20 protein-coding genes are annotated in these 25,130 nt (G+C 45.1%); all 20 read left to right on the plus strand.

Annotation, left to right across the window (positions count from 1 at the left end; translation table 11 throughout):
• Window positions 1-46 precede the first annotated feature (46 nt).
• The 20 genes from J2T19_RS06980 to J2T19_RS07075 all read left to right on the plus strand — a co-directional run bounded on the left by J2T19_RS06980 (window position 47) and on the right by J2T19_RS07075 (window position 25,002).
• Window positions 47-4,366 carry a PolC-type DNA polymerase III gene (locus tag J2T19_RS06980; protein WP_307214263.1) on the plus strand — a complete coding sequence of 1,440 codons (4,320 nt, stop codon included), beginning with the start codon at window positions 47-49 and terminating at the stop codon, window positions 4,364-4,366.
• Window positions 4,367-4,618: 252 nt separating this feature from the next.
• Complete coding sequence (gene rimP, locus J2T19_RS06985; protein WP_145046355.1) at window positions 4,619-5,080, plus strand: ribosome maturation factor RimP; 462 nt, start codon at window positions 4,619-4,621, stop codon at window positions 5,078-5,080.
• Between the two features lie 123 nt (window positions 5,081-5,203).
• The gene (nusA, locus tag J2T19_RS06990; RefSeq protein WP_062326087.1) at window positions 5,204-6,301 is read left to right on the plus strand and encodes a transcription termination factor NusA; all 1,098 of its coding nucleotides are present in this window, start codon (window positions 5,204-5,206) and stop codon (window positions 6,299-6,301) included.
• A 25-nt stretch (window positions 6,302-6,326) separates the two neighbouring features.
• Window positions 6,327-6,635 carry an RNase P modulator RnpM gene (gene rnpM, locus J2T19_RS06995; protein ID WP_056700658.1) on the plus strand — a complete coding sequence of 103 codons (309 nt, stop codon included), beginning with the start codon at window positions 6,327-6,329 and terminating at the stop codon, window positions 6,633-6,635.
• The gene (locus J2T19_RS07000) at window positions 6,625-6,954 is read left to right on the plus strand and encodes a YlxQ family RNA-binding protein (protein WP_145046357.1); all 330 of its coding nucleotides are present in this window, start codon (window positions 6,625-6,627) and stop codon (window positions 6,952-6,954) included. Before rnpM ends, J2T19_RS07000 begins: the two co-directional genes overlap by 11 nt.
• Entirely contained in the window at window positions 6,947-9,520 is a 2,574-nt protein-coding gene (infB, locus tag J2T19_RS07005; protein WP_307214264.1) for a translation initiation factor IF-2, read from the plus strand. Before J2T19_RS07000 ends, infB begins: the two co-directional genes overlap by 8 nt.
• A gap of 25 nt (window positions 9,521-9,545) precedes the next feature.
• Window positions 9,546-9,905, plus strand: coding sequence for a 30S ribosome-binding factor RbfA (gene rbfA / locus J2T19_RS07010; protein ID WP_056700664.1), 360 nt, complete (start codon window positions 9,546-9,548; stop codon window positions 9,903-9,905).
• A gap of 19 nt (window positions 9,906-9,924) precedes the next feature.
• On the plus strand, window positions 9,925-10,902 hold the full coding sequence (locus J2T19_RS07015; RefSeq protein ID WP_307214265.1) for a DHH family phosphoesterase: 978 nt from the start codon (window positions 9,925-9,927) through the stop codon (window positions 10,900-10,902).
• Complete coding sequence (gene truB / locus J2T19_RS07020) at window positions 10,896-11,819, plus strand: tRNA pseudouridine(55) synthase TruB (RefSeq protein WP_307214266.1); 924 nt, start codon at window positions 10,896-10,898, stop codon at window positions 11,817-11,819. Before J2T19_RS07015 ends, truB begins: the two co-directional genes overlap by 7 nt.
• Window positions 11,820-11,886: 67 nt before the next feature.
• Entirely contained in the window at window positions 11,887-12,825 is a 939-nt protein-coding gene (locus J2T19_RS07025; protein WP_307214267.1) for a bifunctional riboflavin kinase/FAD synthetase, read from the plus strand.
• Between the two features lie 159 nt (window positions 12,826-12,984).
• The gene (gene rpsO / locus J2T19_RS07030) at window positions 12,985-13,254 is read left to right on the plus strand and encodes a 30S ribosomal protein S15 (RefSeq protein ID WP_056700672.1); all 270 of its coding nucleotides are present in this window, start codon (window positions 12,985-12,987) and stop codon (window positions 13,252-13,254) included.
• A 275-nt stretch (window positions 13,255-13,529) separates the two neighbouring features.
• The gene (gene pnp, locus J2T19_RS07035; RefSeq protein ID WP_307214268.1) at window positions 13,530-15,632 is read left to right on the plus strand and encodes a polyribonucleotide nucleotidyltransferase; all 2,103 of its coding nucleotides are present in this window, start codon (window positions 13,530-13,532) and stop codon (window positions 15,630-15,632) included.
• Between the two features lie 192 nt (window positions 15,633-15,824).
• Window positions 15,825-16,820, plus strand: coding sequence for a polysaccharide deacetylase family protein (locus J2T19_RS07040; RefSeq protein ID WP_307214269.1), 996 nt, complete (start codon window positions 15,825-15,827; stop codon window positions 16,818-16,820).
• 102 nt (window positions 16,821-16,922) lie between these two features.
• Window positions 16,923-18,206: a M16 family metallopeptidase gene (locus tag J2T19_RS07045; protein WP_307214270.1), complete on the plus strand. Its 1,284-nt coding sequence runs from the start codon at window positions 16,923-16,925 to the stop codon at window positions 18,204-18,206.
• Entirely contained in the window at window positions 18,166-18,612 is a 447-nt protein-coding gene (gene dut, locus J2T19_RS07050; RefSeq protein WP_307214583.1) for a dUTP diphosphatase, read from the plus strand. Before J2T19_RS07045 ends, dut begins: the two co-directional genes overlap by 41 nt.
• Window positions 18,613-18,790: 178 nt before the next feature.
• The gene (dpsA, locus tag J2T19_RS07055) at window positions 18,791-19,690 is read left to right on the plus strand and encodes a dipicolinate synthase subunit DpsA (protein ID WP_307214271.1); all 900 of its coding nucleotides are present in this window, start codon (window positions 18,791-18,793) and stop codon (window positions 19,688-19,690) included.
• Window positions 19,687-20,283, plus strand: coding sequence for a dipicolinate synthase subunit B (locus J2T19_RS07060; protein WP_239289487.1), 597 nt, complete (start codon window positions 19,687-19,689; stop codon window positions 20,281-20,283). Before dpsA ends, J2T19_RS07060 begins: the two co-directional genes overlap by 4 nt.
• 413 nt (window positions 20,284-20,696) lie before the next feature.
• Entirely contained in the window at window positions 20,697-21,914 is a 1,218-nt protein-coding gene (dapG, locus tag J2T19_RS07065) for an aspartate kinase (protein ID WP_145046377.1), read from the plus strand.
• A gap of 42 nt (window positions 21,915-21,956) precedes the next feature.
• Window positions 21,957-22,832: a 4-hydroxy-tetrahydrodipicolinate synthase gene (gene dapA, locus J2T19_RS07070; RefSeq protein WP_056700689.1), complete on the plus strand. Its 876-nt coding sequence runs from the start codon at window positions 21,957-21,959 to the stop codon at window positions 22,830-22,832.
• A gap of 490 nt (window positions 22,833-23,322) precedes the next feature.
• Window positions 23,323-25,002 (plus strand): ribonuclease J, encoded by a 1,680-nt coding sequence (locus tag J2T19_RS07075; RefSeq protein ID WP_056700691.1) that lies wholly within the window; start codon window positions 23,323-23,325, stop codon window positions 25,000-25,002.
• Window positions 25,003-25,130: the final 128 nt, after the last annotated feature.

Raw genomic sequence — 25,130 nt, forward strand, 5'->3', positions numbered from 1 at the left:
ATTACAGAGGCTTTTCATGCTTTGAGGGGCAACGAGGAGGAACATTATGAGTGGATTCGAGGAGAAGAGAAAAAGATTTGAATTATTGATGAAACAGACGGATCTTCCAGCAGGGCTCGTAGAGCCATATTTTATGGATGGTTGGATTGAACAGGTGGAAACAAGCCGTAGTAATCGAGACTGGACTATTTTAATTGCCAAGGATACCTTGGTTCCTGCTCCGATCTACCGCACATTCTGCCTGCATATTCAGGAGAAAATGAACCATATTGCCAAAATTTCATTTGGCTTTAAATATAGTGATGCTGTCTTGTCTACAGATATTGTAAGTGAGTACTGGAATTTGTTCCTTGAATGGGTTGCTCGTGAAATTCCATCGGTTAATGGCTGGATGAGCCGTACCAAATTTGAATGTGAAGCGGACTTACTGCAATTAACTATGAGTGATGCAACATCGATGGAGCTTGCGAAGAAGAAGCAAATTGATCAGGCGATTACACGTTTTTATGAAAAGTATTTCCATACACCTCTGAAAGTCAAAATGCAGGTAGGCCAGATGGAAAGTAACAAAGAGGCATTAGAGCAGTTCCAGCTTAAAAAACAGGAAGAAGAGCGTCAGGTCATCGAGAAGATGATGAGCGAGGTAGAGCCTGAGATGCCTGAAGAAGAAGAGCAAGGGGATGTCCGTCTGCAGATGGGATACGACATCAAAGAACCCGCTGTTCCAATGCAGGAAATTCAAGATGAAGAGAAGAAGGTCACCTTGCAAGGGACGATCTTTGGATTGGATCGTAAGGAATTGCGTAATGGTAACACATTGTTTACCTTCTATCTGACAGACTTTACGGATTCCATGCAGATGAAAATGTTTGCGAAAACAAAAGAAGATGTCCGAATTCTTAGTTTGCTAGCGAATGGGAAATGGGTGAAAGTGCGTGGTCGTGTTGAATATGACCGTTTCATGCAGATTCCTGAACTTGCTATGATTCCTTCAGACTTGATTGAAGTAAAGGCACCGCCATCACGTAAGGATAAAGCTGCTGAGAAACGGGTAGAATTCCATTTGCACTCTACCATGAGTACGATGGATGCCGTGACCTCTATTGATAAGTATGTGAAAACTGCAGCAGAGTGGGGACATAAAGCCATTGCTGTGAGTGATCATGGTGGTGTTCAAGTTTACCCGGAGGCAGCGAAAGCAGCTAAGAAAAACGGAATTAAGATGATCTATGGACTAGAAGCCAACGTGGTGAATGATTCCGTGGCTGTCGTTTTGAATCCTCAGCCATTGGATCTCAAATCCACTACGTATATCGTTTTTGATATTGAGACCACCGGTCTGTCTGTAACGCAGAATAAAATTATCGAGATTGCAGCAGTAAAGGTAGAGGATGGCAAAGAGATTGATCGGTTTGCTACGTTTGTAAACCCACACGAACGAATTCCTTATAACATTCAGCAATTGACTAACATCAATGATGATATGGTGAAAGACGCTCCAGAACTTGAACCTGTCATTCAGGATTTTGTGAAATTTGCAGGGGATGGCGTGTTGGTCGCTCATAACGCACGTTTTGATATGGGCTTCATTCAAGCTTCGTTAAAACAACTAGGTATGCCTGAGTTAACGAATCCTGTACTTGATACGCTGGAACTAGCAAGATTGTTATATCCAAAAATGAAAAACCATCGTCTGAATACACTCGCAGACAAATATAAAGTGGCTCTAGAGAGCCATCACCGAGCGATTGACGATACGATTGCGCTCGCAGGTATTCTCAATGGATTGGTGAATGATGCTGCTCAGCTTAAAGGACTAACGATGCTTGATCGTCTGAATGATTATGTTGGTGTCGATCTATCGAATACGCGTCCATTCCATTGCGGAATATATGCACTGAATGATATTGGTAAGAAAAATCTCTACAAATTGGTTTCTCTTTCACATACGGAGCATTTTAAACGAGTGCCCTGCATTCCTAAATCCAAACTGGTCAATTTACGCGAAGGTCTGATTATCCTGTCTGGCTGTGAAAAAGGCGAGTTCTTCGAAGCGGTGCTTAATAAATCGCTCGAAGAAGCTGAGGAGATTGCAGAGTTTTATGACATTTTGGAGATTCAACCACTGACGATGTACATGCATTTGGTTGATAAAGGGCTGGTAGCTACTCCAGAAGAGATCAAAACAGCAATACAAAAAGTCATTAGTATTGGTGCTAAACTGGAGAAACCGGTTGTAGCGACGGGCAATGTTCACTATTTGGAGCCACGCGACAAGCTATATCGAGATATTACAATTCACGGGATTACAGGATTTAGCCCGTTGAAAGATCAGCGTAAGCCTGATGCCCATCTGAGAACGACGGATGAGATGCTGGAAGAGTTCCAATTCTTAGGTCAAGAAAAAGCATACGAGGTTGTTGTAACCAATACGATTGAACTTGCTGACCGCTTTGAGGAAATCAAGCTGTTCCCAGATAAGCTGTTTACTCCAATTCTAGAAGGTGCGGACGAAGAAATTCGTAACACTTGCTATAATACGGCCAAGTCCATCTATGGAGAAGAGCTACCAGAGGTCATTATCGCACGTTTGGAAAAAGAACTGATTCCGATTATTAAATACGGTTTCTCTGCCAACTATCTCATATCGGAACGGCTGGTTAAAAAGTCGAACCAAGATGGTTATCTTGTAGGTTCTCGGGGCTCGGTTGGTTCATCAGTTGTTGCTACATTCCTCGGCATCTCTGAGGTTAATCCATTACCTGCGCACTATATCTGTGTGAATTCGGAATGTAAACACAGTGAATGGTTCCTTGACGGTAGTGTACGGAGCGGGTTCGACCTTCCTGCGAAAGAGTGTCCGAATTGTGGAAACACGCTGAAGGGTGAGGGTCAAGATATCCCGTTTGAGACATTCCTCGGATTTAAAGGCGACAAAGTTCCCGATATCGACTTGAACTTCTCAGGTGACTATCAGCCACACGCTCATAACTATACCAAGGTGTTATTTAGTGAGAAGAGTGTATTCCGTGCGGGAACCATCGGAACCGTAGCTGAGAAAACTGCATTTGGGTTTGCCAAGAAATACGAGGAAGAGCATCATAAGAAGTGGCGCGGCGCCGAGCTGAATCGATTAGCTTCAGGATGTACGGGCGTAAAACGGAGTACTGGACAGCATCCCGGCGGGATCGTCGTCGTACCCGATTACATTGAAGTAGAAGATGTAACCCCGGTACAATACCCGGCAGATGATGTTACCGCAGAGTGGAAAACGACGCACTTTGACTATCACGCTTTTGAAGAAAACCTGTTGAAGCTCGATATCTTGGGTCACGATGATCCAACGATGATGCGGATGCTGCAGGATCTGACAGGAATCGATCCAACCACAATTCCTATGAATGATCCGAAAGTCATGAGTATGTTCAACTCTACGGAAGCTCTTGGCGTAACGCCTGAACAGATTCGTTCCCCTGTTGCCACATTTGGAGTACCGGAGATGGGAACGAAATTTGTACGTCAAATGTTAGTTGAATCTCAGCCTACTTCGTTTGCCGATTTGCTGCAGATATCTGGTCTGTCTCACGGAACGGGAGTATGGTTAGGTAACGCACAAGATCTCATCAAAAACGGAACATGTAATATCAAAACCGTAATTGGTTGTCGGGATGATATCATGTTGTTCCTCATTTATAAGGCCGGTATGGATGCAAGTCTGGCATTTAAAATTACGGAAAGTGTACGTAAGGGTAGAGGTTTGCCGCAAGAATGGATCGATGAGATGAAAAATTGCAAAGTACCGCAATGGTACATTGATTCTTGTCTTAAGATCCAGTACATGTTCCCTAAAGCCCATGCGGCTGCTTATGTCATTTCCGCAGTTCGTACTGCTTTCTTCAAGCTATATCACCCAATCGAATATTATGCGACATACTTCACAGTACGTGCAGATGAATTTGACATTGGACTGGTATGTCAGGGGTATGAAGCGATCTATAAGAAGATCGTAGAAATTGAACAATTAGGCTTCCAAGCACCACCAAAAGAAAAAAATATGCTACCAATTCTCGAAATGGCGCTAGAGATGACGGCTCGTGGGTTCTCGCTGAAGCCAATCGATCTGTATCGTTCTGAAGCGACTAAATTTATCGTAGATGGCAACTCATTGGTTCCTCCATTTTCCGCTTTGGCTGGAATTGGTGACAATGCTGCGCGTAATATCGCAGGTGCCAGAGAACATGGCGAGTTCCTGTCGATTGAGGACTTCCAGCAGAAGTCTAAAGCGTCTAAAACGATTGTAGAGCTGCTGTCTAATATGGGTTGTTTCCGGGGTCTTCCTGAGAGCAATCAACTATCTCTTTTCTAATGTAGCTCTTACTGGGAAAGCATGGTTGAAGTCAACTCATAATTTTTTCTTCATTAGTGTGTAATTTGCCTTAAAGATCGCTTACTTGTCACTATTACCAGACTATGTTATAATTTTTGAAGTGAACGAGATAGTACGAATTTCTGAAGAGTGGGGAAACCCACTCTTTAGTCTTTGGTATACAAGAATCTTGGGTATTTAATCATCTGCCAGCGATGATGCTGGTGTAACCTAAGTTGGAGGTTATCGGTTTTGAGCACAACGAACATTAAAGATACCGTGGAAGAAATGATCCAACCCTACTTGAATGAACAAGGCTTCGAGCTGGTTGACATCGAATACGTCAAAGAAGGCAGCAACTGGTTTTTACGGGTGTATGTCGACAAAGAAGGTGGCATCGACATCGACGATTGCGTCTTGATCAGCGAAAAGCTGAGCGCCAAGCTGGATGAGAACGATCCGATTCCTACCGTCTATTTCCTTGAAGTGTCTTCTCCCGGTGCGGAACGTCCACTGAAAAAAGCAGAGGATGTTGCCAAAGCCGTAGGCAAAAATGTGTTTGTAACAACCTACGAGCCGGTGAATGGATTGAAGGAATTTGAAGGTAAGTTACTTTCCTTTGATGACGGAACACTTGTGATCGAAGCAGGCAAGAAACAGCATACCGTTTCTTATGAAAAGGTTGCCAGTGCGCGCCTAGCTATTTTGTTTTAAGTGCCTTGTTCACTTTATTAATGAAAAAGACACATCTCACGATAACGGCAAGGTGCTCAGGAGTTCAGAGCCTTTCGCCGTTTTACGTATGAGATGCCATGTTTGAAAGGGGGATCAACATTCATGAGTATGGATTTTATTGAAGCAATGAATGAGTTGGAGCGTGAAAAAGGGATCAGTAAGGATGTGCTGTTCGAAGCGATCGAGGCTGCCCTGATCTCCAGCTATAAGCGGAATTTCAACACCGCTCAAAACGTGCGTGTTGATATGAACCGCAATACTGGGGTTATCCGGGTATATGCTCGCAAACTGATCGTGGAGGAAGTCCTGGATTCACGTACCGAAATTTCATTGCCTGCTGCACGAGAAATCAACCCACACTTCCAGCTGGAAGATATTGCGGAGATCGAAGTAACGCCGCGCGATTTTGGCCGTATCGCCGCACAAACTGCCAAACAGGTAGTGACCCAGCGGATTCGTGAAGCTGAACGTGGCCTGATCTACAACGCTTTCGTTGATAAGGAAGAGGATATCGTTACGGGAGTAGTGCAGCGTCAGGATTTGCGCAATATCTACATCGATCTGGGCAAAATCGAAGCGGCTTTGCCGCTGACCGAATTGATGCCGAACGAGAAATTTGTTCATGGTGATCGTATCAAAGCCTACATCACCAAGGTCGAGAATACGACCAAAGGGCCACAGATCATTTTGTCCCGTACACACCCGGGCTTGTTGAAACGCCTCTTTGAACTGGAAGTTCCTGAAATTTTCGACGGTGTAGTTGAGATTAGATCCGTTGCGCGTGAAGCTGGCTTCCGCTCCAAAATTGCTGTGCATTCCCGTAATGAGGAAGTAGATCCAGTTGGATCTTGCGTAGGTCCCAAAGGGATGCGCGTGCAGACCATTGTGGGTGAGCTGCGCGGTGAAAAAATTGACATCGTTCGTTTCTCCGATCAGGTGGACGAATATGTGGCTAATGCACTGAGTCCTTCCAAGGTGTTGGAAGTTCAAGTGTTTGAGGAAGAAAAGATGGCTCGGGTTATCGTTCCTGACTATCAACTTTCCCTCGCTATCGGGATTAAAGGTCAAAATGCCCGATTGGCAGCCAAGCTGACCGGCTGGAAAATCGACATTAAGAGCGAGAGCCAGGCGGAACAGGAATTCGGCAGAGAAAAAGATTCTTCTTCGGAAATGCATCAAGATTCCGTCTCCGTCGACTAAAGTAAAGCACGGGGGGCGTTAACGTATGAAAACCAAAAAAGTACCGCTGCGCAAATGTGTGGCGTGCCAGGAAATGATGCCTAAAAAGCAACTGATCCGAATCGTTAAAACGCCAGAGGATGAAGTGCTAATTGATTTAACTGGCAAAAAATCCGGACGTGGTGCTTATTTATGCGGTAAGGAATCCTGTTTTAAGCTTGCACTCAAAAACCGATCTTTGGATCGCGCGCTGAAAGGCAAGGTCTCACCGGAAATTTATGAGCAATTGGCTGCTGACTTTATTAAGGTAGAGGATGCATTCAAAGCTGCACAGGAGCGTGAAGATGATGAATAATAAGGCTTTGTCTTATCTTGGACTTTCCATGCGTGCAGGTAAGCTTGTAACAGGTGAAGAAATTGTGCTCAAAGCAGTCCGTTCTTCCGAAGCTAAAATGGTTATTGTTGCGGGCGACGCCTCGGCCAATACACAAAAGAAATTTCGCGACAAATGTGGAACGTATAAAGTTCCGCTTGTAATCGGATTTGACCGGGATAGTCTAGGTTCAAGTATCGGTAAAGAAACGCGGGTTGTCCTTGCAGTAACGGACCGGGGGTTTGCAAAAATGATCTCCAAGCAAGTCGGTATAATGTCGGAGGTGGAGTATATTGAGTAAACAGGAAAACAAGGATAAATTGCGGGTTTATGAATATGCGAAGTCCCTTAATATGAGCAGTAAAGAAATTATAACCATTCTTAAAAAGCTGGATATTCCCGTAAACAATCATATGAGTGTCATGGAGAATGGATCAGTGGGTAAGGTGGAACAATTTTTTAAAGATATAAAATCCACTGCAGCCTCAAAACAAAGTAACGAAGTAAAACAAGTTGCTACTTCCGCAGTGGGTAGCAATAAAACAGTGGACAACAGCAAGCCGGCCGGCGGAGTGAACACGCCGAGTGACAGTAATTCATCCGGTAGTCCCGTACTAAAAAAAATACAACAGGAAAAGCAGGTAGGTATGAACAATAGACCAAATTCCAACAATAACAATGGCTCCCAAAGACCTAGCGGCCAAGATAGCCGCAACAGAACAAACTCTTCCCAAGGCTCCAGCCAAGGAGGACAATCAAGTAACCGTCCAAGACCAGCTCAAGGCGGACAAAGCAGTACTTCATCCCGTCCACAAGGTTCAGGACAACAACGTCCAAACAATAGCGGTGGCGGTCAAGCAAGAAGCGGAGGACCAAGCAGTGGTAGCACTGGTGGCAACCGTACTGGCGGCCAAGGTCAAAGCCAAGGGCAAGGACAACGCAGAAGCGGACAAGGCAACTCAGGTAATAATAACAACAGTGGCAACCGTTCTAACAGCGGTGGCGGCGGTCGTCGTTATGACGACAATCGTGGCGGTAACTTCCGTGGCCGTGGCGGAAAAAACAATCGCAACAGAAATCAACAACAGTACCAACAACGTGAGAAAATTGATAACACGCCTAAGAAAATCATCGTTCGCGGTGACATGACTGTAGGTGAAACTGCTAAGCTGCTTCACAAAGATGCTTCCGAAGTTATCAAAAAACTCATCGGTATGGGCGTTATGGCTACAATCAACCAAGAACTCGATATTGACACTATTCTTCTGCTTGCAGGCGAATTCGGTGTTGAGGTTGAAGTGAAGATTGTACTTGAAGATGATCGTTTCGAAACGGTAGAAGAGAATGATGATCCAGCAGATCTTCAATCCCGTCCTCCAGTTGTTACGATCATGGGTCACGTTGACCATGGTAAAACAACATTGCTTGATGCGATTCGTTCTACCAACGTAACGGGCGGCGAAGCTGGCGGAATCACGCAGCATATCGGTGCTTATCAAGTTGAAATTAACAACAAAAAAATTACGTTCCTCGATACTCCGGGTCACGAAGCTTTCACAGCGATGCGTGCACGTGGAGCTCAAGTTACGGATATTACGATTATCGTCGTAGCTGCTGATGATGGTGTTATGCCACAAACGGTTGAGGCAATCAACCATGCCAAAGCAGCAGGCCTACCGATTATTGTTGCTGTTAACAAAATCGATAAGCCAGGTGCAGATGCGGATAAAGTGAAGCAAGAATTGACTAACTATGAACTCGTTCCAGAAGAATGGGGCGGAGACACGATCTTTGTTAACGTTTCTGCGAAACAAAGAATCGGTTTAGAAGGTCTGCTTGAGATGATCTTGCTCGTTGCAGAAGTGAATGAATACAAGGCGAACCCGGACAAACGTGCCCGTGGTACAGTGATCGAAGCCGAGCTGGATAAAGGACGTGGCCCAGTTGCACGTATCCTCGTACAGCACGGTACATTGAAAGTCGGAGATGCATTCGTAGCTGGTAACTGCTTCGGTCGTGTGCGTGCGATGGTCAATGACAAAGGACGCAGATTAAAAGAAGCAGGACCATCCACACCTGTAGAAATCACAGGTTTGACTGAGGTACCAGGTGCTGGTGATCCGTTTATGGTGTTTGAAGATGAGCGTAAAGCTCGTTCTATCGCTGATAAGCGTGCGATTACACAACGTGAATCCGATCTGGGTACAAACACTCGCGTAACGTTGGATGATCTGTTCCAACACATCAAAGATGGTGAAATCAAAGACTTGAACGTAATCATCAAAGGTGACGTACAAGGTTCGGTTGAAGCATTGAAAGGTTCCCTTGCTAAAATCGAGGTTGAAGGTGTGCGCGTGAAGATCATTCACAGTGGTGCTGGTGCGATTACAGAATCCGATATCATTTTGGCAGCTGCATCTAATGCGATTGTGATTGGTTTCAACGTTCGTCCAGATAACCAAGCGAAGGTTACAGCAGATCAAGAGCAAGTAGACATTCGTCTGCATCGTGTTATCTACAGTGTTATCGAAGAAATTGAACAAGCAATGAAAGGTATGCTTGACCCGGTTTACAAAGAAAAAGTTATCGGTCATGCTGAAGTTCGGAGCACATTCTCGATTAGTAAAGTGGGTACAATTGCTGGATGTATGGTTACTTCAGGTAAAATTACACGTTCCGCAGAGGCACGTTTGATTCGTGATGGCATCGTCCTTTACGAAGGCAAACTGGATTCCTTGAAGCGTTACAAAGATGATGCTAAAGAAGTAGCTCAAGGCTACGAATGTGGTATCACGCTGGATAAATACAATGATCTCAAAGAAGGCGACGTTATCGAAGCCTTCATTATGGAGAGCGTACAACGATAAGCAAGGAAGCATGAGGTGAACAACAATGGCTAAGATTCGTACAGGTAGAGTGGGCGAGCAGATCAAGAAAGAACTCAGTGTGCTCATCCAGTCAGAACTGAAAGATCCACGGATCGGTTTTATTACCGTAACGGGAGTTGAAGTAACTGGCGACTTGTCGCAAGCCAAAGTTTATCTGAGTGTCTTCGGTGAACAGGAACAGAAGGATAACTCGCTCAAAGCTCTGGAAAAAGCAAATGGATTTTTGCGTTCTGAGCTGGGCAAGCGTATCCGGTTCCGCCATGTTCCCGAGTTGATATTCAAGATCGACGAATCCATCGCTTATGGTAGCCGGATTGAGAAGCTACTTGGCGATATTGGTTCAGACAAGAACGAATCCCAGTAACAGAATAGAGGAGACGGCAATGCACACTTATGAACAGGCGCTTCAAAGTGGAAAGAAATTTCTACTGGAGCATGATGATTACCTGGTCGTGTCGCATGTACAGCCGGACGGTGACGCAGTCAGCTCGACGGTAACGGTGGGCTGGCTGCTGTCATGTCTGGGCAAGACATTCACGATGATTAATGAAGGTGAAATCCCCGGACGTATGCGCTTCTTATGGGGAGCAGATGACATCGTGAACATGACCGAACAACCACCAACGCGAAAATTTAAAGCAGTCATTTGTGTGGACTGTGCTGATTTTGCACGAGTAGGCTTAACTCGTCATTATTTTGAAGAGGATGCAGTCATCTTAAATATTGATCATCATCCAACTAATAATGCATACGGAACTGTGAATATTATTAAATCAGATGCTGCAGCAACGGCAGAGATTTTGTTTGATTTGGTAAGTCTGTTTCCAGTGACGTTGAATAAAGATGCAGCGACTGCCATTTATACGGGGTTATTAACCGATACAGGTGGTTTTCGTTATGCCAATACAAGTCCAAATGTAATGACAACAGCATCGAAGTTGCTCGAACATGGTGTGGACGGTCCGTACCTAGCACAGATGTTACTAGAGCAAGTTACTCTTCCTCAAGTTCGTATTTTGAATCAGGCACTGAATAGCCTGCAAATGACGGATGATGGCAAGATTGCTTGGGTTGTTATCACGCCTGAAGATATGACTACTTGTGGTGCGGCTAATGAAGATCTTGAAGGTATTGTGAACTACCCGCGTAATATTCAAGGGGTGGAAGTAGGGATCTTTTTCAAAGTGATTAATGATTCAGCCGTAAAAGTATCGCTTCGCTCTGCAGGTAAGGTCGATGTAGCTGAACTTGCACAAACATTTGGTGGGGGTGGCCATGTACTTGCTGCAGGCTGCCGACTGGAAGGTACGCTGGAAGACATCGTAGCTAAGGTTCTGAAGCAGGTGAATGTACAATGGTAAAACCGTTTGAAGGAATACTAGCGGTATATAAACCAGCAGGTTATACTTCACATGATGTCGTTGCCAAATTGCGTCGCATTCTGAAAATGAAGCGCATTGGACATACAGGAACATTAGATCCACAAGTTACGGGAGTTCTTCCGCTTTGTCTTGGACGTGCAACACGGGTGGTTGAGTATATGCAGGAACTACCTAAGGAGTATGTGGCTACACTACGTCTTGGTCTCTCTACAGATACAGAGGACATGACAGGTGAAGTTATTGAGCGTTCGGAAGAAGCTGTTAATGTGACGGAGGAGCAGGTACGTTTGGCGTTAGAGAAGTTTCAGGGTACGATCTCTCAGGTTCCGCCGATGTATTCAGCCCTCAAAGTGGATGGCAAACGTCTATATGAACTGGCACGTGAAGGAAAAACGGTCGAACGCAAAAGTCGCGAAGTGACGATCTATGAGCTTGAATTCACCGGGATTGAGACTCATGGAGACACAACGGATATTTCATTCCGTGCATTGTGTTCTAAAGGTACGTATATTCGAACGTTATGTGTGGATATTGGGCGTGAGCTAGGTTATCCTTCCACGATGGTACAGCTCGAACGCACCATGTCTGCAGGGATTCCCGCAGATCGTTGTTTGACAATGGAAGAGGTTGAGCAGCGTATGGCAGAGAATACAATAACCGAAGCATTCATACCAGTAGACGAAGCAATTTACTTTATACCTTCACACACGGTTAATGATGAACTAGCCAAAGGAGCTCTTCAGGGTCAGAAGTTGTCTGCGCGTTTGTTAGAGCCACCTGTAGAACAACCTGGCCTTCTGCGGTTATACACCCAGGATGGGACGTTCCTGGGCATTTTTGAACGAGACGAACTTAAAGCGACAGTCAGAGCAGTCAAGGTATTTTTACCCGAATAACGGATCTTGAGTTTAGACTGTGTAGATGATAAGCTCTGTCTATCAAGTGAAATGCAGGTGAATGATTGTGAAAACCGTAATGCTAACATATCCGCAGACATTGACTTCCGATGAGCTGCATACACAGCCCCAAGTGCTAGCTATTGGTCAATTTGACGGACTGCACCTCGGACATGCAAGCGTCATTTTGTCAGCTGTCCGCATTGCGCGTGAAACTGGTGTGCAAGCGGCGGTAATGACCTTTCATCCTCATCCGAAGGAAGTTATGCGCAAAGGCGATTACGAAGGATATCTGACTCCACTGCAAGACAAAGAAGAGATCCTGGCTGGGCTTGGCGTAGACATACTATATGTTGTTGAATTTAACGATGAATTCTCGAAATTGACTCCGGAGCAATTCGCTCACGATCTGTTGTTGCCACTTCAGACGCGTACGGCTGTTGTCGGTTTTGATTTCCGATTTGGACATCAAGGAGCAGGCGACGAACAATTGCTTCGGTCGTTAGGTGGTAACGACATGACGGTTGAGACGGTACCTCCGTTCTTGTTAAACGGGGAGAAGGTAAGCAGCTCCCTTATCCGAGGATTGCTCAAACATGGGCAGATGGATGAAGCTAGTCAGTGGCTAGGTCGACCTTACAGTATCCGAGGAACCGTGGTTCATGGGGAAAAGCGTGGTCGTACCATTGGTTTCCCGACGGCTAACCTTGAACTGTTGGATCGTTATGTGATTCCAGCCAAAGGTGTATATGCGGTTCGTGTGCAATATGGAGAACAGATGCTGCGTGGAGTTATGAATTTAGGGGTGAAGCCGACTTTCCACGAAAGTGGGATGAAGCCTACGTTTGAAGTGCATCTGCTTGATTTTGAAGGGCAGTTGTATGATCAGGAATTGAAGGTAGAACTTGTTCACTATATTCGTGAAGAGCGTAAATTTGCTTCAATTGATGCATTGATCAGCCAGATCCGTGAGGATGCATTGACGGCTGCTCGTTTGTTATCCTAAAAAAATGAAACAAAATGTAGGTTGAGATTTACTTTAGCCTACGAACTATGATACAATGTACTACGTTGTCGATTGAGACAACAGACAACCTTAGCTTGGTTGCATGCTCTCACCGGCGGTTACGAGGCTAATGGCGATTATATGAAGGAGGTGAATAGGATGGCATTGACTCAAGAACGTAAACAACAACTGATCGACGAGCACAAAACTCACGAGTCCGACACAGGATCTCCAGAGGTGCAAGTTGCTATCCTTACGGAAAACATCAGAAGTTTGACAGACCACTTGCGTACGCATAAGAAAGACCACCACTCACGTCGTGGACTTTTGAAAATGGTAGGTCAACGTCGTAAGCTTTTGGCTTACGTGAAAAACAAAGATGTTAAACGTTACAGCGCATTGATCGAGAAACTCGGATTGCGTCGTTAATTATCGTACATGTTTTCAAAACCAACCTGGCTGTTATCCGCCTTCCTTTTGTCTAAAAGGACAAGCGGAACCTACAGCCGGGTTGTTTTGTAGATGAACATGTTGCCATATATTTGTAGATGGGAGCTCCGCAAGGGGCTTTTGTTTTGCTAGAGGGCTTGTTGTCCTCTTAATGAAATGTGAAACCTGCCGATGCTAATGAATGTTGGACAAGCAGGAAATACTGTGAAGATGCAGAATCCATTGTGTTAGGAACGATTAAAAGGAGGGATTTCATGGAAAAGCGTGTTGAAATGCAACTTGGTGGAAGAACGCTTGTGCTTGAAACAGGTCGTTTGGCTAAACAAGCTAACGCTGCGGTTAAGGTGACGTACGGAGATACCGTTGTATTGTGTACCGTTACAGCATCCAGCGAACCAAAAGATTTAGACTTTTTCCCATTGACGGTTAACTATGAAGAGAGATTGTACGCTGTAGGTAAGATTCCTGGGGGATTCATCAAACGTGAAGGCAGACCGAGCGAAAAGGCGATCCTTGCAAGCCGTCTGACTGACCGTCCGATTCGTCCATTGTTCCCAGAAGGCTTCCGTAATGATGTTCAAGTCCTCAACATCGTTATGAGTGTTGATCAGGACTGTGAACCACAAATTGCTGCGATGATCGGTACGTCGGCTGCACTCAGCATTTCTGATGTTCCATTCAGCGGGCCAATCGGTGGTGTAAAAGTGGGACGTATTAATGGTGAATTCATCATTAACCCAACGATTGCACAGCTTGAAGTAAGTGAGATCGAGCTTGTGGTAGCTGGAACGAAAGATGCCATTATGATGGTTGAAGCTGAAGCTAACGAAGTGCCAGAAGAAATCATGCTTGAAGCAATCATGTTCGGTCACGATGAGATCAAAAACATTGTTGCTGTGATTGAACAACTGGTAGAAGTAGCTGGCAAAGAAAAAATGGCTGTGAAACTGCATGCAGTTAACGCTGATGTAAATAGCGCTGTTCGTGAATTTGCGAGTGCACGTCTCGTTGATGCAGTTAAAATTGCGGAGAAACATGCTCGTCAGGATGCAATTGATGTAGTGAATGACGAAACGGTTGCTCACTTCGAAGAGAAATATATCGAAACACCTGAACTGCTCAAAGATGTAAAAGAAGTGCTTCACGATATTGTAAAAGAAGAAGTACGTCGTCTCATTACACATGATAAGGTTCGTCCGGATGGTCGTGGCCTGGCTGAGATTCGTCCAATTGAATGTGACACATCCTTGTTGCCACGTACGCATGGCTCTGGTCTGTTTACGCGTGGTCAAACACAAGCACTTAGCATTTGTACGCTTGGTGCGCTCGGTGATGTTCAGATTTTGGATGGCATCAGCCTGGAAGAAACCAAACGTTTCATGCACCATTACAACTTCCCACCGTTCAGCGTAGGTGAAGCTCGTCCATTGCGTGCGCCTGGTCGTCGTGAAATCGGACATGGTGCACTAGGTGAACGTGCCTTGGCGAAAGTGATTCCTTCTGAAACAGACTTCCCATACACAATTCGTCTTGTATCTGAAGTACTTGAATCCAACGGTTCCACTTCACAAGCAAGTATCTGTGCGAGCACACTCGCAATGATGGATGCTGGTGTACCCATTAAAGCTCCAGTAGCCGGTGTCGCTATGGGTCTGATCAAAGACGGCGATCATGTTTCAATCTTGAGCGATATTCAAGGTATGGAAGATCATCTGGGCGATATGGACTTTAAAGTTGCTGGAACACCTGAAGGTGTAACTGCAATTCAAATGGACATCAAAATTGATGGTATTGATCGTCAAATTTTGTCTGAAGCACTGGCTCAAGCCAAAGAAGGTCGTATGCACATCTTGGGCAAAATGACTGAGGTAATGAAAACTCCACGTGAGCAGTTGTCACAATATGCTCCTAAAATCACGACGATGCACATTAACCCGGACAAAATCCGTGATGTTATCGGTGCAGGTGGTAAAATTATCAATAAAATCATCGAGGAAACCGGTGTTAAAATTGATATTGAACAAGATGGACGTGTCTTTATTGCTTCCTCTAATCAGGAAATGAACGATAAAGCAAAAGCAATCATCGAAGGGATCGTGCGTGAAGTACTGGTTGGCGAAATTTATGTCGGCAAAGTAAAACGTGTAGAAAAATTCGGTGCATTTGTTGAAGTTCTTCCGAATAAAGAAGGTCTGGTACACATCTCACAATTGTCCACAGAACGTGTTGCCAAAGTGGAAGATGTTGTAGCTATTGGTGATTCCATTACGGTTAAAGTAACGGAAATTGACCCACAAGGTCGCATCAACCTTTCACGTAAAGCTGTATTAACGGCAGAAGCTCCAGCTCAATCTTAAGTTTACAGCTTGAGATATAAAGGGTTCATTGAATCAAGAGACAGAAGGTTGTATTTCTGGCTCTTTTTTTAACGCCAAAAATAACTTTCATCCACGGAAAGCTGCAAGAAAAGCGATATCACGCTGTGTTTTATTCATATTCTTGCCCTTGTCCTCATATGATGGGGACAAAGACGGCGGGAGGATGGAGCTGTGAGAAACCAATCCAAAAAGCTTGCTGCGGTTCTGGCGGGTATAATCACGGTTATATTGGTCGGACAAGTAGACAGTGTTCGTACATACATCACGGAGATCCGTGATGGACCGGGAGCTCAAAATGCATTTGACATGTTCAAAGAGGCTACGGGTGAAGATGCTTTGTTAACAGCTATTCGGGAAAAAGCGGCTGAAACCAAAATTGCTCCAATGAATGCCAGAGTAGATCGGGTATGGAAAGCAATTCCCGGATATAATGGAACAGAGATCGATGTGGAGGCTACGTATCGAAAGGCGCTTGGGGGAAACCTGAACACCAAAATTTCGTATGTTTATCGGCAAACGGAACCGGAGATTGGCCTCAAGGATCTAGGGGCACATCCGATATACCGCGGTAATCCAGAGAAGCCTATGGTATCTTTTATGATCAATGTAGCTTGGGGGAATGAATATATTGTCCCGATGCTCGATACACTCGATGCAGAGCAGGTCAAAGCGACTTTTTTCTTGGATGGTAGTTGGTTAAGCAAAAATGCGGAACTTGCAAAAGAGATTCAAAAACGTGGACATGAGTTATCGAACCATGCGTATTCCCACCCCAATATGAGTCGATTGAGTGCAGAACGGGCAAGGCTGGAGATTAGTAAAACTCAGGATTTACTGCAAAAGACGTTGGGGGTAGAAAATCGTTGGTTTGCACCTCCATCTGGAGACTTTAATCAAAAAACGGTAGATATTGCCTCCAGCATGGGTTTACAGACGGTGTTATGGACACTGGATACCGTGGACTGGCGTAAACCAAGCTCAGCGTCGGTTGTAGCCAAAATTGCCAAAAACGTGGATGCTGGAACCTTAATCCTAATGCACCCAACGGCTGCTTCCTCAGGTGCGTTAAAAGGCATGATTGATTCTATTCGAGCCAAAGGACTTATCTTAGGTACCGTCACGGAAACCTTGTCTTCGGAGCGAGTGAAGGCTAAGCCGGTTGAGTGAACGATGTTTTTTTGTTAATATCAAACAGTTGGAACCAAATGTCGATTTCAATTTTAATTTTATTGAGATCAGCACAATTATAGAGATGTAGGAGGGCCAACCGTGAAAAAAATTCAGCTGGGCAATGGCCTCAGAGTTGTCATGGAACAGATCCCGACCTGTCGTTCCGTGTCTTTCGGTATATGGGTCAAAACAGGTTCGCGTAATGAACAGCTTGCAAGCAACGGGGTTTCTCATTTTATTGAGCACATGTTGTTCAAGGGAACCGATCGTTATGATGCAAAAGCGATTGCGGAACAATTTGATGCTATTGGTGGTAATGTTAATGCCTTTACTTCCAAAGAATACACTTGTTATTATGCAAAAGTATTGGACGAACATCTGCCGATTGCAGTAGACGTATTGTCTGATATGTTTTTCCGATCCAAAATGGATGAGGGTGAACTAAGTAAAGAAAAGAATGTCATCCTTGAAGAAATATCGATGTACGAAGATACACCAGATGATATGGTGCATGATCTTATGGCACTTGCTGCTTATGGCGAGCATCCGCTGGCTTATCCGATCTTAGGTACGGAAGAACGTCTCAAGATGATGGATTCGAGCCATCTGCGCGCATATATGAAAGAGCACTATACCATTGAAAATACAGTCATTAGTATTGCTGGTAATATTGACGACAGTGTCATTGAATTAATGGAAAAGCATTTTGGTGAATTCGATGTGAATGGGGTTGCCGAGCAAGTTACAGAGCCTAAATTCCAGAGTGGACAGCTTTTCCACAAGAAGAAAACCGAACAGAATCATATTTGTATTTCCTTCCCAGGCTGCAAAATTGGTGATCCGCTTCAATTCGCTATGGTTGTGTTGAACAACGCCATTGGTGGGGGAATGAGTTCTCGACTGTTCCAGGAAATTCGGGAGAAACGTGGTTTGGCCTATTCAGTCTATTCCTATCATAGCTCTCATGCGGATAGCGGACTCTTCACAATCTATGCAGGTACTGCACCGAAACAGACGAAGGAAGTATTGGATCTGACAAAAGAGGTGCTTAATGATCTGGCAGTTCATGGTTTGTCCGAAGATGAACTACGCAAAGGAAAAGAGCAGCTCAAAGGCAGTCTGATTCTCAGTTTGGAGAGCACGGGTAGTCGTATGAACCGTCTGGGTAAAAACGAGCTTATGCTGGGCAGACACCATACGTTAGATGAAATGATTGCCAAAATTGAACAAGTAACCATGGATGATATCGATGCTGTACTAGACCTGATGTTCGCAGAGCCTTTTGCTCTTGCGATGGTTGGGGCTTCGGATCGAACTATTGCTGGACTCAGAAGGGATGATTTTGTTGCATTACGTTCAAATTCAAAAGCTACCGGGCAATGAAGATATTAAACTGCCACAAAAAATGTCGGAGCTTGCTTCCGGCTTTGATGTAGTGGCCGCATTACAGGAAGACGTTACATTGCAACCAGGTCAACGTACACTTATTCCAACAGGTCTCGCAATGGCTATGCCGGCAGGCCTTGAAGCACAGATCCGTCCACGTAGTGGACTTGCATTCAAACACGGGATCACGTGTCTGAACACACCAGGCACCATTGATGCCGACTATCGTGGAGAAGTAAAGGTGTTGCTCATTAATCTTGGGCAAGAGCCATTTACTATTGTACGTGGTGAGCGTATTGCTCAAATCGTTTTCCAAACCGTACCTGTAGTGGAGTTATCTGAAGTTAGTGAGCTTTCGGAAACGATTCGTGGAGAAGGCGGATTCGGCCATACAGGAAAATAAATGAAGTACATATGCATTCTTGGTGGAGTCGATCGCGATGACCAGGTATGCGCATATGAACGGATCAGGAAGAGTCATCCCGAGACAGTGGGATGGCTCTTTTTTTAATGTGTTTTCACCCCTATGTAGGCAACTGCATACGATAAGGCATACGTGTGGTGAAAGGAGTGACGTCCCGATGCTGACCGGTGTCCGGATAGTAGTCCTGGGCGGAGATGCGCGGCAGCTTGAAGTCATTCAAAAGTGCGCAGAGTTGGATGCTACGGTAACCGTGGTTGGATTCGACAGGCTGGAGTGCTCTATTCCGGGAATTGAACTTCAGGAATTGGATGATGAAGTATTCGCTTCCGCAGATGTGTTGATTCTACCCGTCGTAGGTTGTGATGATCAGGGTAAAGTGAATACGTCATTCAGTGAGTTGCCGATTTTTCTAAAAAAGGAGCATGTTGCGGCATTGCCGGAGCATTGCATTGTCTTTACAGGCATGGCTAAACCATTCTTACGTAATCTGTGTCAAGAGAATGGGCTGCGATTAATTGAAGTGTTGAATCGTGATGATATTGCGCTCTATAACTCTATTCCGACAGCAGAGGGCGCTATCGCTATGGCGATTCGCGAGACGGACTTCACGATCCACGGATCGGAATGTATTGTGCTTGGTTTGGGTCGTACGGGATTCACAATGGCCAAAACACTGCAGGGACTTGGAGCAAATGTACGGGTTGGAATCAGGCGTGAAGAGGATGTTGCTCGCGCGACAATTATGGGCTGGAAGCCTTTTATGACAACGGATTTGGCTGCTCAAACCGGGGAAGTTGACTTGCTTTTTAATACGATACCGACTATGATAATCACAGCACAAATCCTGTCCAGAATGCCGCAAAAAGCAGTCATTATCGACCTTGCATCTGCCCCTGGTGGCTGCGATTTTCGATATGCTGAAAAACGCGGTATGAAGGCGCTGCTAGCGCCTGGCCTCCCCGGTATAGTTGCTCCCAAAACGGCTGGCGGTATTATTGCCGACGCGCTGATCCGTTTGCTTTTGGAAGAACAAAACGCACGGGAGGTTGAACAATGAACTGGCAGGGAAAAACGGTAGGTTACGCAATTACAGGGTCTCATTGTACGTTTGAAGAGGTTATGCCGGTCATTAGCCGGTTCGTAGCTGAAGGCGCAAATGTGGTTCCTATTATTTCCAATTCAGTTTTAACGACGGATACACGTTTTGGAACGGCTCAGAATTGGCAGAAACAGTTGAAAGATATAACGGGTAATGATATTATTTCTACAATTGTTGAGGCGGAACCGTTAGGGCCTTCCAAATTGCTGGATGTACTCGTTATCGCTCCTTGCACAGGGAATACGACGAGTAAGCTCGCTAATGCAATGACCGATAGTCCTGTGCTGATGGCAGCCAAAGCGCAGATGCGCAATCAGCGTCCTGTCGTACTCGCTATTTCTACGAATGATGGTCTGGGTCTGAATGCAGCCAACATCGCCAAACTGCTTGTAGCGAAATACATGTATTTTGTGCCGTTCGGGCAGGATGATCCGGTGAAGAAGCCTAATTCGTTAGTAGCCAAGATGGAACTGATTCCAGAAGCTTGCTGGAGTGCACTGGATGGTAAACAGCTACAGCCAATGATTGTTGAACGTTCTCCACAAGCTTAATGTAATATATAATCTTGGCCTGTTGTTAAATACGGTTTCGCAGAGGAACAAGTTCAAGGATAACGGTTATACGCTTGAAGAGATGCATAAGGTTCGATAGACAAAGAAAATCATGGGGGACGATAAACCAGGTGTGAATACCAGCCTGTGTCCGCGTTCCTGTCGTGTAAGGGCATTCCTGTTTGCGATGCTTAAGCTCACCGCAAGCGGGATGCGTTCATAGGTCTTGCGTATTATGGCGGTAACATTCGTGACCTGTGTGTAGATTGTCAGGTGCAAACATTCTACTAACGGGAATGCCATGTATGCCGTACAGTGGGTGAAGTTATCGCATCGGGACGCTCCCTAGGTTGATCCATTTGTTGATTTGGCCCGTGTCTAGTCTTCTTGCGTACACAAATGGAGGAATAAAGATGCGCATCATGGTACAGAAATTCGGTGGCACGTCGCTATCTACCGTTCAGGCTAGAGAGCACGTGCTCCGTCATATTAAACGTGAGCTTGAAGCAGGCCTAAGTTTGGTGGTTGTTGTTTCCGCCATGGGTCGCCGAGGTGAGCCTTACGCAACAGATACATTACTGGACTGGACTGCCCAGAACGGAAATGCCATATCTGCACGTGAGAGGGATTTACTGCTGTGCTGTGGTGAAATCATATCAGCAACTACACTTAGCAGTTTGCTGGAACATGAAGGGATATCCACGACAGTGCTGACCGGAGCGCAAGCAGGGTTTGTGACGGACGACAATTTCGGGAATGCCCGGATTTTGGATGTCCGTCCTGTTCGTGTACTGGAGCAACTTGAGCAGGGACGGGTCGTTATTGTTACAGGGTTTCAAGGGCAGACGGAGAATGGAGACTTTACTACGCTTGGTCGTGGTGGAAGTGATACATCGGCTACAGCATTGGGTGCTGCACTACGTGCGGAGATGGTTGATATTTATACCGATGTCAATGGCATATTGACTGCCGATCCGCGGATCGTTGAAGATGCACGTCCTTTGACTGTTGTGAGTTATGCCGAAATCTGCAATATGGCGCATCATGGTGCCAAGGTCATCCATCCCCGTGCGGTAGAGATTGCCATGCAAGCTCAAATTCCGGTGCGTGTACGCTCTACTTTTGCGGACAGTGAAGGTACGCTGGTAACACATCCTGAAGGATTTCAAGATGTACAGACAGGCATTATTGACCGTTATGTAACAGGTATAGCTTATGTAAGCAATGTGACTCAGATTGCGGTTGAAGTTCCTGGCGGTGCGGATCGATTACAGCTCAAGGTGTTTAAAACGATGGCTGAGAATTCGATCAGTGTCGATTTTATTAATGTGACCCCATCGGGAGTCGTATATACGGTGTTTGACAGTGATTCTGAGAAGGCGATTCAAGTTCTGCAGGAGATTGGTCTTAAACCCCAAAGTTTGTCTGGCTGTGCCAAAGTATCAGTGATCGGTGGGGGCATTAATGGTGTACCAGGGATCATGGCTAGAATTGTGGAGTCATTAACGCTAGCCGATATTCAGATTCTGCAATCCGCAGATTCCAACACCACCATCTGGGTACTCGTAAAAAAAGAAGATATGGTTCAGGCATTGAGGGCGCTTCACGCCTCATTCGAACTTCATTTATAAGCTGAATTGAACCGAGCAGACCTGTTTTGAGGAGGAATCGAAGTGGACTTTGGAAGATTGATTACAGCAATGGTCACTCCGTTTAACGATCAAGGAGAGATTCATTGGGAGGAAACAGCACGACTAATTGACTATCTGATTGTAGAACAAAAGTCTGAAACACTTGTTGTTTCTGGAACGACAGGGGAGTCTCCCACGCTTAGCGATTCGGAAAAGGTACAACTTTTCGAGTTTACAGTCAAACATGCTGCTGGCCGTTGCAAAATTATCGCCGGCACGGGAAGTAATAACACGGCTCATTCGATCCATCTAACACAAGAGGCCGAGCGTGTAGGTGCTGATGGGGTATTGTTGGTGGTTCCCTACTACAACAAGCCAAGTCAGGAAGGGATGTTTAAACATTTTGAGGCTATCGCAGCCTCGACTAAACTCCCGGTTATGCTCTATAACGTTCCTGGACGTACGGTAGCGAGCCTTACTGCGGCTACAACGCTTCGTCTTGCTCAGATTCCAAACATCATTGCAACGAAAGAGTGTGCCTCGTTAGAGCACGTTACGTTAATCGCTGCGGATGCGCCTGAGCATTTCAGAGTGTACACAGGAGACGATGCTTCTGGACTACCAGCGCTTGCCGTAGGTGCCCATGGCATTGTTAGTGTAGCTAGTCATGTGATTGGGGCAGAGATGAAAACGATGATTGATTCGTTTGTCGGAGGAGATCCTCTGCAAGCTGCGAAGATTCATCAGAAACTTTTCCCGATATTCAAAGGACTATTTGAGTGTCCACAGCCTCTCCCTAACCCGGTAGCGGTTAAATATGCACTGACAATGCGTGGATTAAACGTAGGTTCAGTGCGTCTTCCGCTCATTGCTCCAACCGAGGAAGAGCAAGTGTATATTCGAGGGCTGTTTAACTAGAGTAAGTCAGCAATACTTAGAATAATTATTTTATTAATATTTTCCAGAATATTAAATGGATCTCAAGAACCGTTCTTCTGCTCTATAAGAAGACGGTTCTTTTTTTATTCCCCTATTTTAGGCTGATTCACATTCAATGTCAGAGGGAAACCTATGTATAACGACACAGTGACTTGTTTTTTTTGTTTTTAATCATGTATAATGATGTCAAGTGACTGGGTGCGGTATTTTTTTGAAATTGAAAGCGACATCGTTAGGTGATGTGGCTTTGCGGTGAAAAGGGAAGGAACGGCTAAGAAGGAATCATTTCAAAAATCCAACTTGTTGGTGAAGGGGAATAACTTCGAAGAACTTCTTCCAAATATCGTGAATAGAGGCGTTCATAACCATTGATACCTAATATTTAGGTTGAAGTGTGAGGACTGCTTTTCTTAACTTACAATAAATAATAAGGTACGACGTCCAACTACCATAGGAGGTTTAGATTCATTTGTCTAAGAAAAATAATAACGATAAACTGATGATTTTTGCACTGGGCGGCGTAGGTGAAATTGGTAAAAATATGTACGTCATCCAATATGCCAACGACATTGTTGTCGTAGATGCTGGTCTTAAATTCCCTGAAGAAGATATGCTTGGAATCGATATTGTCATTCCTGACATCTCTTATCTGACTGAAAATCGTGACAAAGTAAGAGGCATTATTTTGACTCACGGACACGAGGATCATATCGGCGGCTTGCCATATGTTCTGAAACATTTGAACGTTCCGGTATACGGAACAAAACTTACCCTCGGTCTTGTAGAAAACAAGCTGAAAGAAGCGAATTTGCTGGGTGAAACAAAACGGATTTTGATCGATGCTGATTCCGAGATTCAACTGGGTTCTGTGCTGAAAGCAACATTCTTCGCCACTAACCATAGTATTCCGGATTCTGTGGGTGTATGCGTGGAAACACCAGAAGGTGCTGTTGTTCATACAGGTGACTTCAAATTTGACCACACACCAGTCAACGGTCAATATGCGGATCTTCAACGTATGGCACAGATCGGAACGAATGGCGTACTTGCTCTCTTGTCCGATAGTACAAATGCAGAGAAGCCAGGATTCACGCCTTCGGAGAAAAATGTGGGCATCGTTCTGGAAGACATTTTCCGTAAAGCGAGTCAACGTGTTGTTGTAGCAACATTTGCTTCGAACGTACACCGGATTCAACAGGTCATCAATGCAGCGGAAGTGACTGGACGTAAAGTTGCAGTTATCGGACGCAGTATGGTGAACGTAGTAGGGATCGCTTCTGAGCTAGGTTATCTTGAAATTCCAGATGGCATGATCATTGAACCGGAAGAAGTAGGCAAAATGGCTGCTGACCGTGTTGTAATTCTCTGCACAGGAAGCCAAGGCGAGCCAATGTCCGCTCTGACTCGGATGGCCCGTTCGACGCATCGTAAAGTAGATATTCTGCCTGGTGATACTGTAATTATTGCAGCAACACCTGTTCCTGGTAATGAAAAATATGTAGGACGTACAATTGATGAATTGTTCCGTCTGGGTGCTAACGTGCATTACAGCGGTGCCAACAGTGGCGTTCACGTATCCGGTCACGGTAGTCAGGAAGAATTGAAATTGATGCTCAACCTGATGAAACCAAAATTCTTCTTGCCAATCCACGGTGAATTCCGTATGCAACGCCGCCATGCAGTACTTGCAGAATCGGTTGGCATTGATCCGGACAACATTTTTATCACTGACATCGGTGAAGTAATAGAAATCCAAGGTGGCTCTGCTCGTAGAGCAGGTAAAGTTACTGCAGGTAACGTATTGATTGATGGCCTGGGTGTAGGCGACGTAGGTAATATCGTACTTCGTGACCGCAAACTGTTATCTCAAGATGGTATTCTGGTTGTTGTAGTAACGCTCAGCAAACAGGATGGCAAAATTGTATCAGGTCCGGACATTATCTCCCGTGGTTTTGTATACGTACGGGAATCCGAAGGACTGCTTGATGAAGCGAATCGCATTGTAAGTAGCACATTGCAAAAGCTGATGAGTGAGAACGTAAACGAATGGGCTTCACTCAAAACGAATGTCAAAGATGCACTGGGACGCTTCTTGTATGAGCAAACTCGTCGTAGACCGATGATTTTGCCAATCATCATGGAAGTTTAAACGTACGATAAACAAACATATATTCAGGCACACAGTCGCCCCTTCTCTACGAGTAATATTGGACGGTTCCTCGTAGAGAAGGGGCTTTTTTGTGTTTGTTACATCTTTTCTGCCACGTGACACACCTA

It is taken from the genome of Paenibacillus tundrae (genome assembly GCF_030812775.1).
GTDB classification, from domain to species: domain Bacteria; phylum Bacillota; class Bacilli; order Paenibacillales; family Paenibacillaceae; genus Paenibacillus; species Paenibacillus tundrae_A.

What these genes read in the sequence shown, in the direction of transcription:
- pnp (WP_307214268.1), top strand. Translation starts at nt 13,530, where the DNA reads ATGGAAAAGCGTGTTGAAATGCAACTTGGTGGAAGAACGCTTGTGCTT.
- dapG (WP_145046377.1), top strand. Translation starts at nt 20,697, where the DNA reads ATGCGCATCATGGTACAGAAATTCGGTGGCACGTCGCTATCTACCGTT.
- rnpM (WP_056700658.1), top strand. Translation starts at nt 6,327, where the DNA reads ATGAAAACCAAAAAAGTACCGCTGCGCAAATGTGTGGCGTGCCAGGAA.
- rbfA (WP_056700664.1), top strand. Translation starts at nt 9,546, where the DNA reads ATGGCTAAGATTCGTACAGGTAGAGTGGGCGAGCAGATCAAGAAAGAA.
- nusA (WP_062326087.1), top strand. Translation starts at nt 5,204, where the DNA reads ATGAGTATGGATTTTATTGAAGCAATGAATGAGTTGGAGCGTGAAAAA.
- truB (WP_307214266.1), top strand. Translation starts at nt 10,896, where the DNA reads ATGGTAAAACCGTTTGAAGGAATACTAGCGGTATATAAACCAGCAGGT.
- rpsO (WP_056700672.1), top strand. Translation starts at nt 12,985, where the DNA reads ATGGCATTGACTCAAGAACGTAAACAACAACTGATCGACGAGCACAAA.
- J2T19_RS07060 (WP_239289487.1), top strand. Translation starts at nt 19,687, where the DNA reads ATGAACTGGCAGGGAAAAACGGTAGGTTACGCAATTACAGGGTCTCAT.
- J2T19_RS07015 (WP_307214265.1), top strand. Translation starts at nt 9,925, where the DNA reads ATGCACACTTATGAACAGGCGCTTCAAAGTGGAAAGAAATTTCTACTG.
- dpsA (WP_307214271.1), top strand. Translation starts at nt 18,791, where the DNA reads ATGCTGACCGGTGTCCGGATAGTAGTCCTGGGCGGAGATGCGCGGCAG.
- J2T19_RS06980 (WP_307214263.1), top strand. Translation starts at nt 47, where the DNA reads ATGAGTGGATTCGAGGAGAAGAGAAAAAGATTTGAATTATTGATGAAA.
- J2T19_RS07000 (WP_145046357.1), top strand. Translation starts at nt 6,625, where the DNA reads ATGATGAATAATAAGGCTTTGTCTTATCTTGGACTTTCCATGCGTGCA.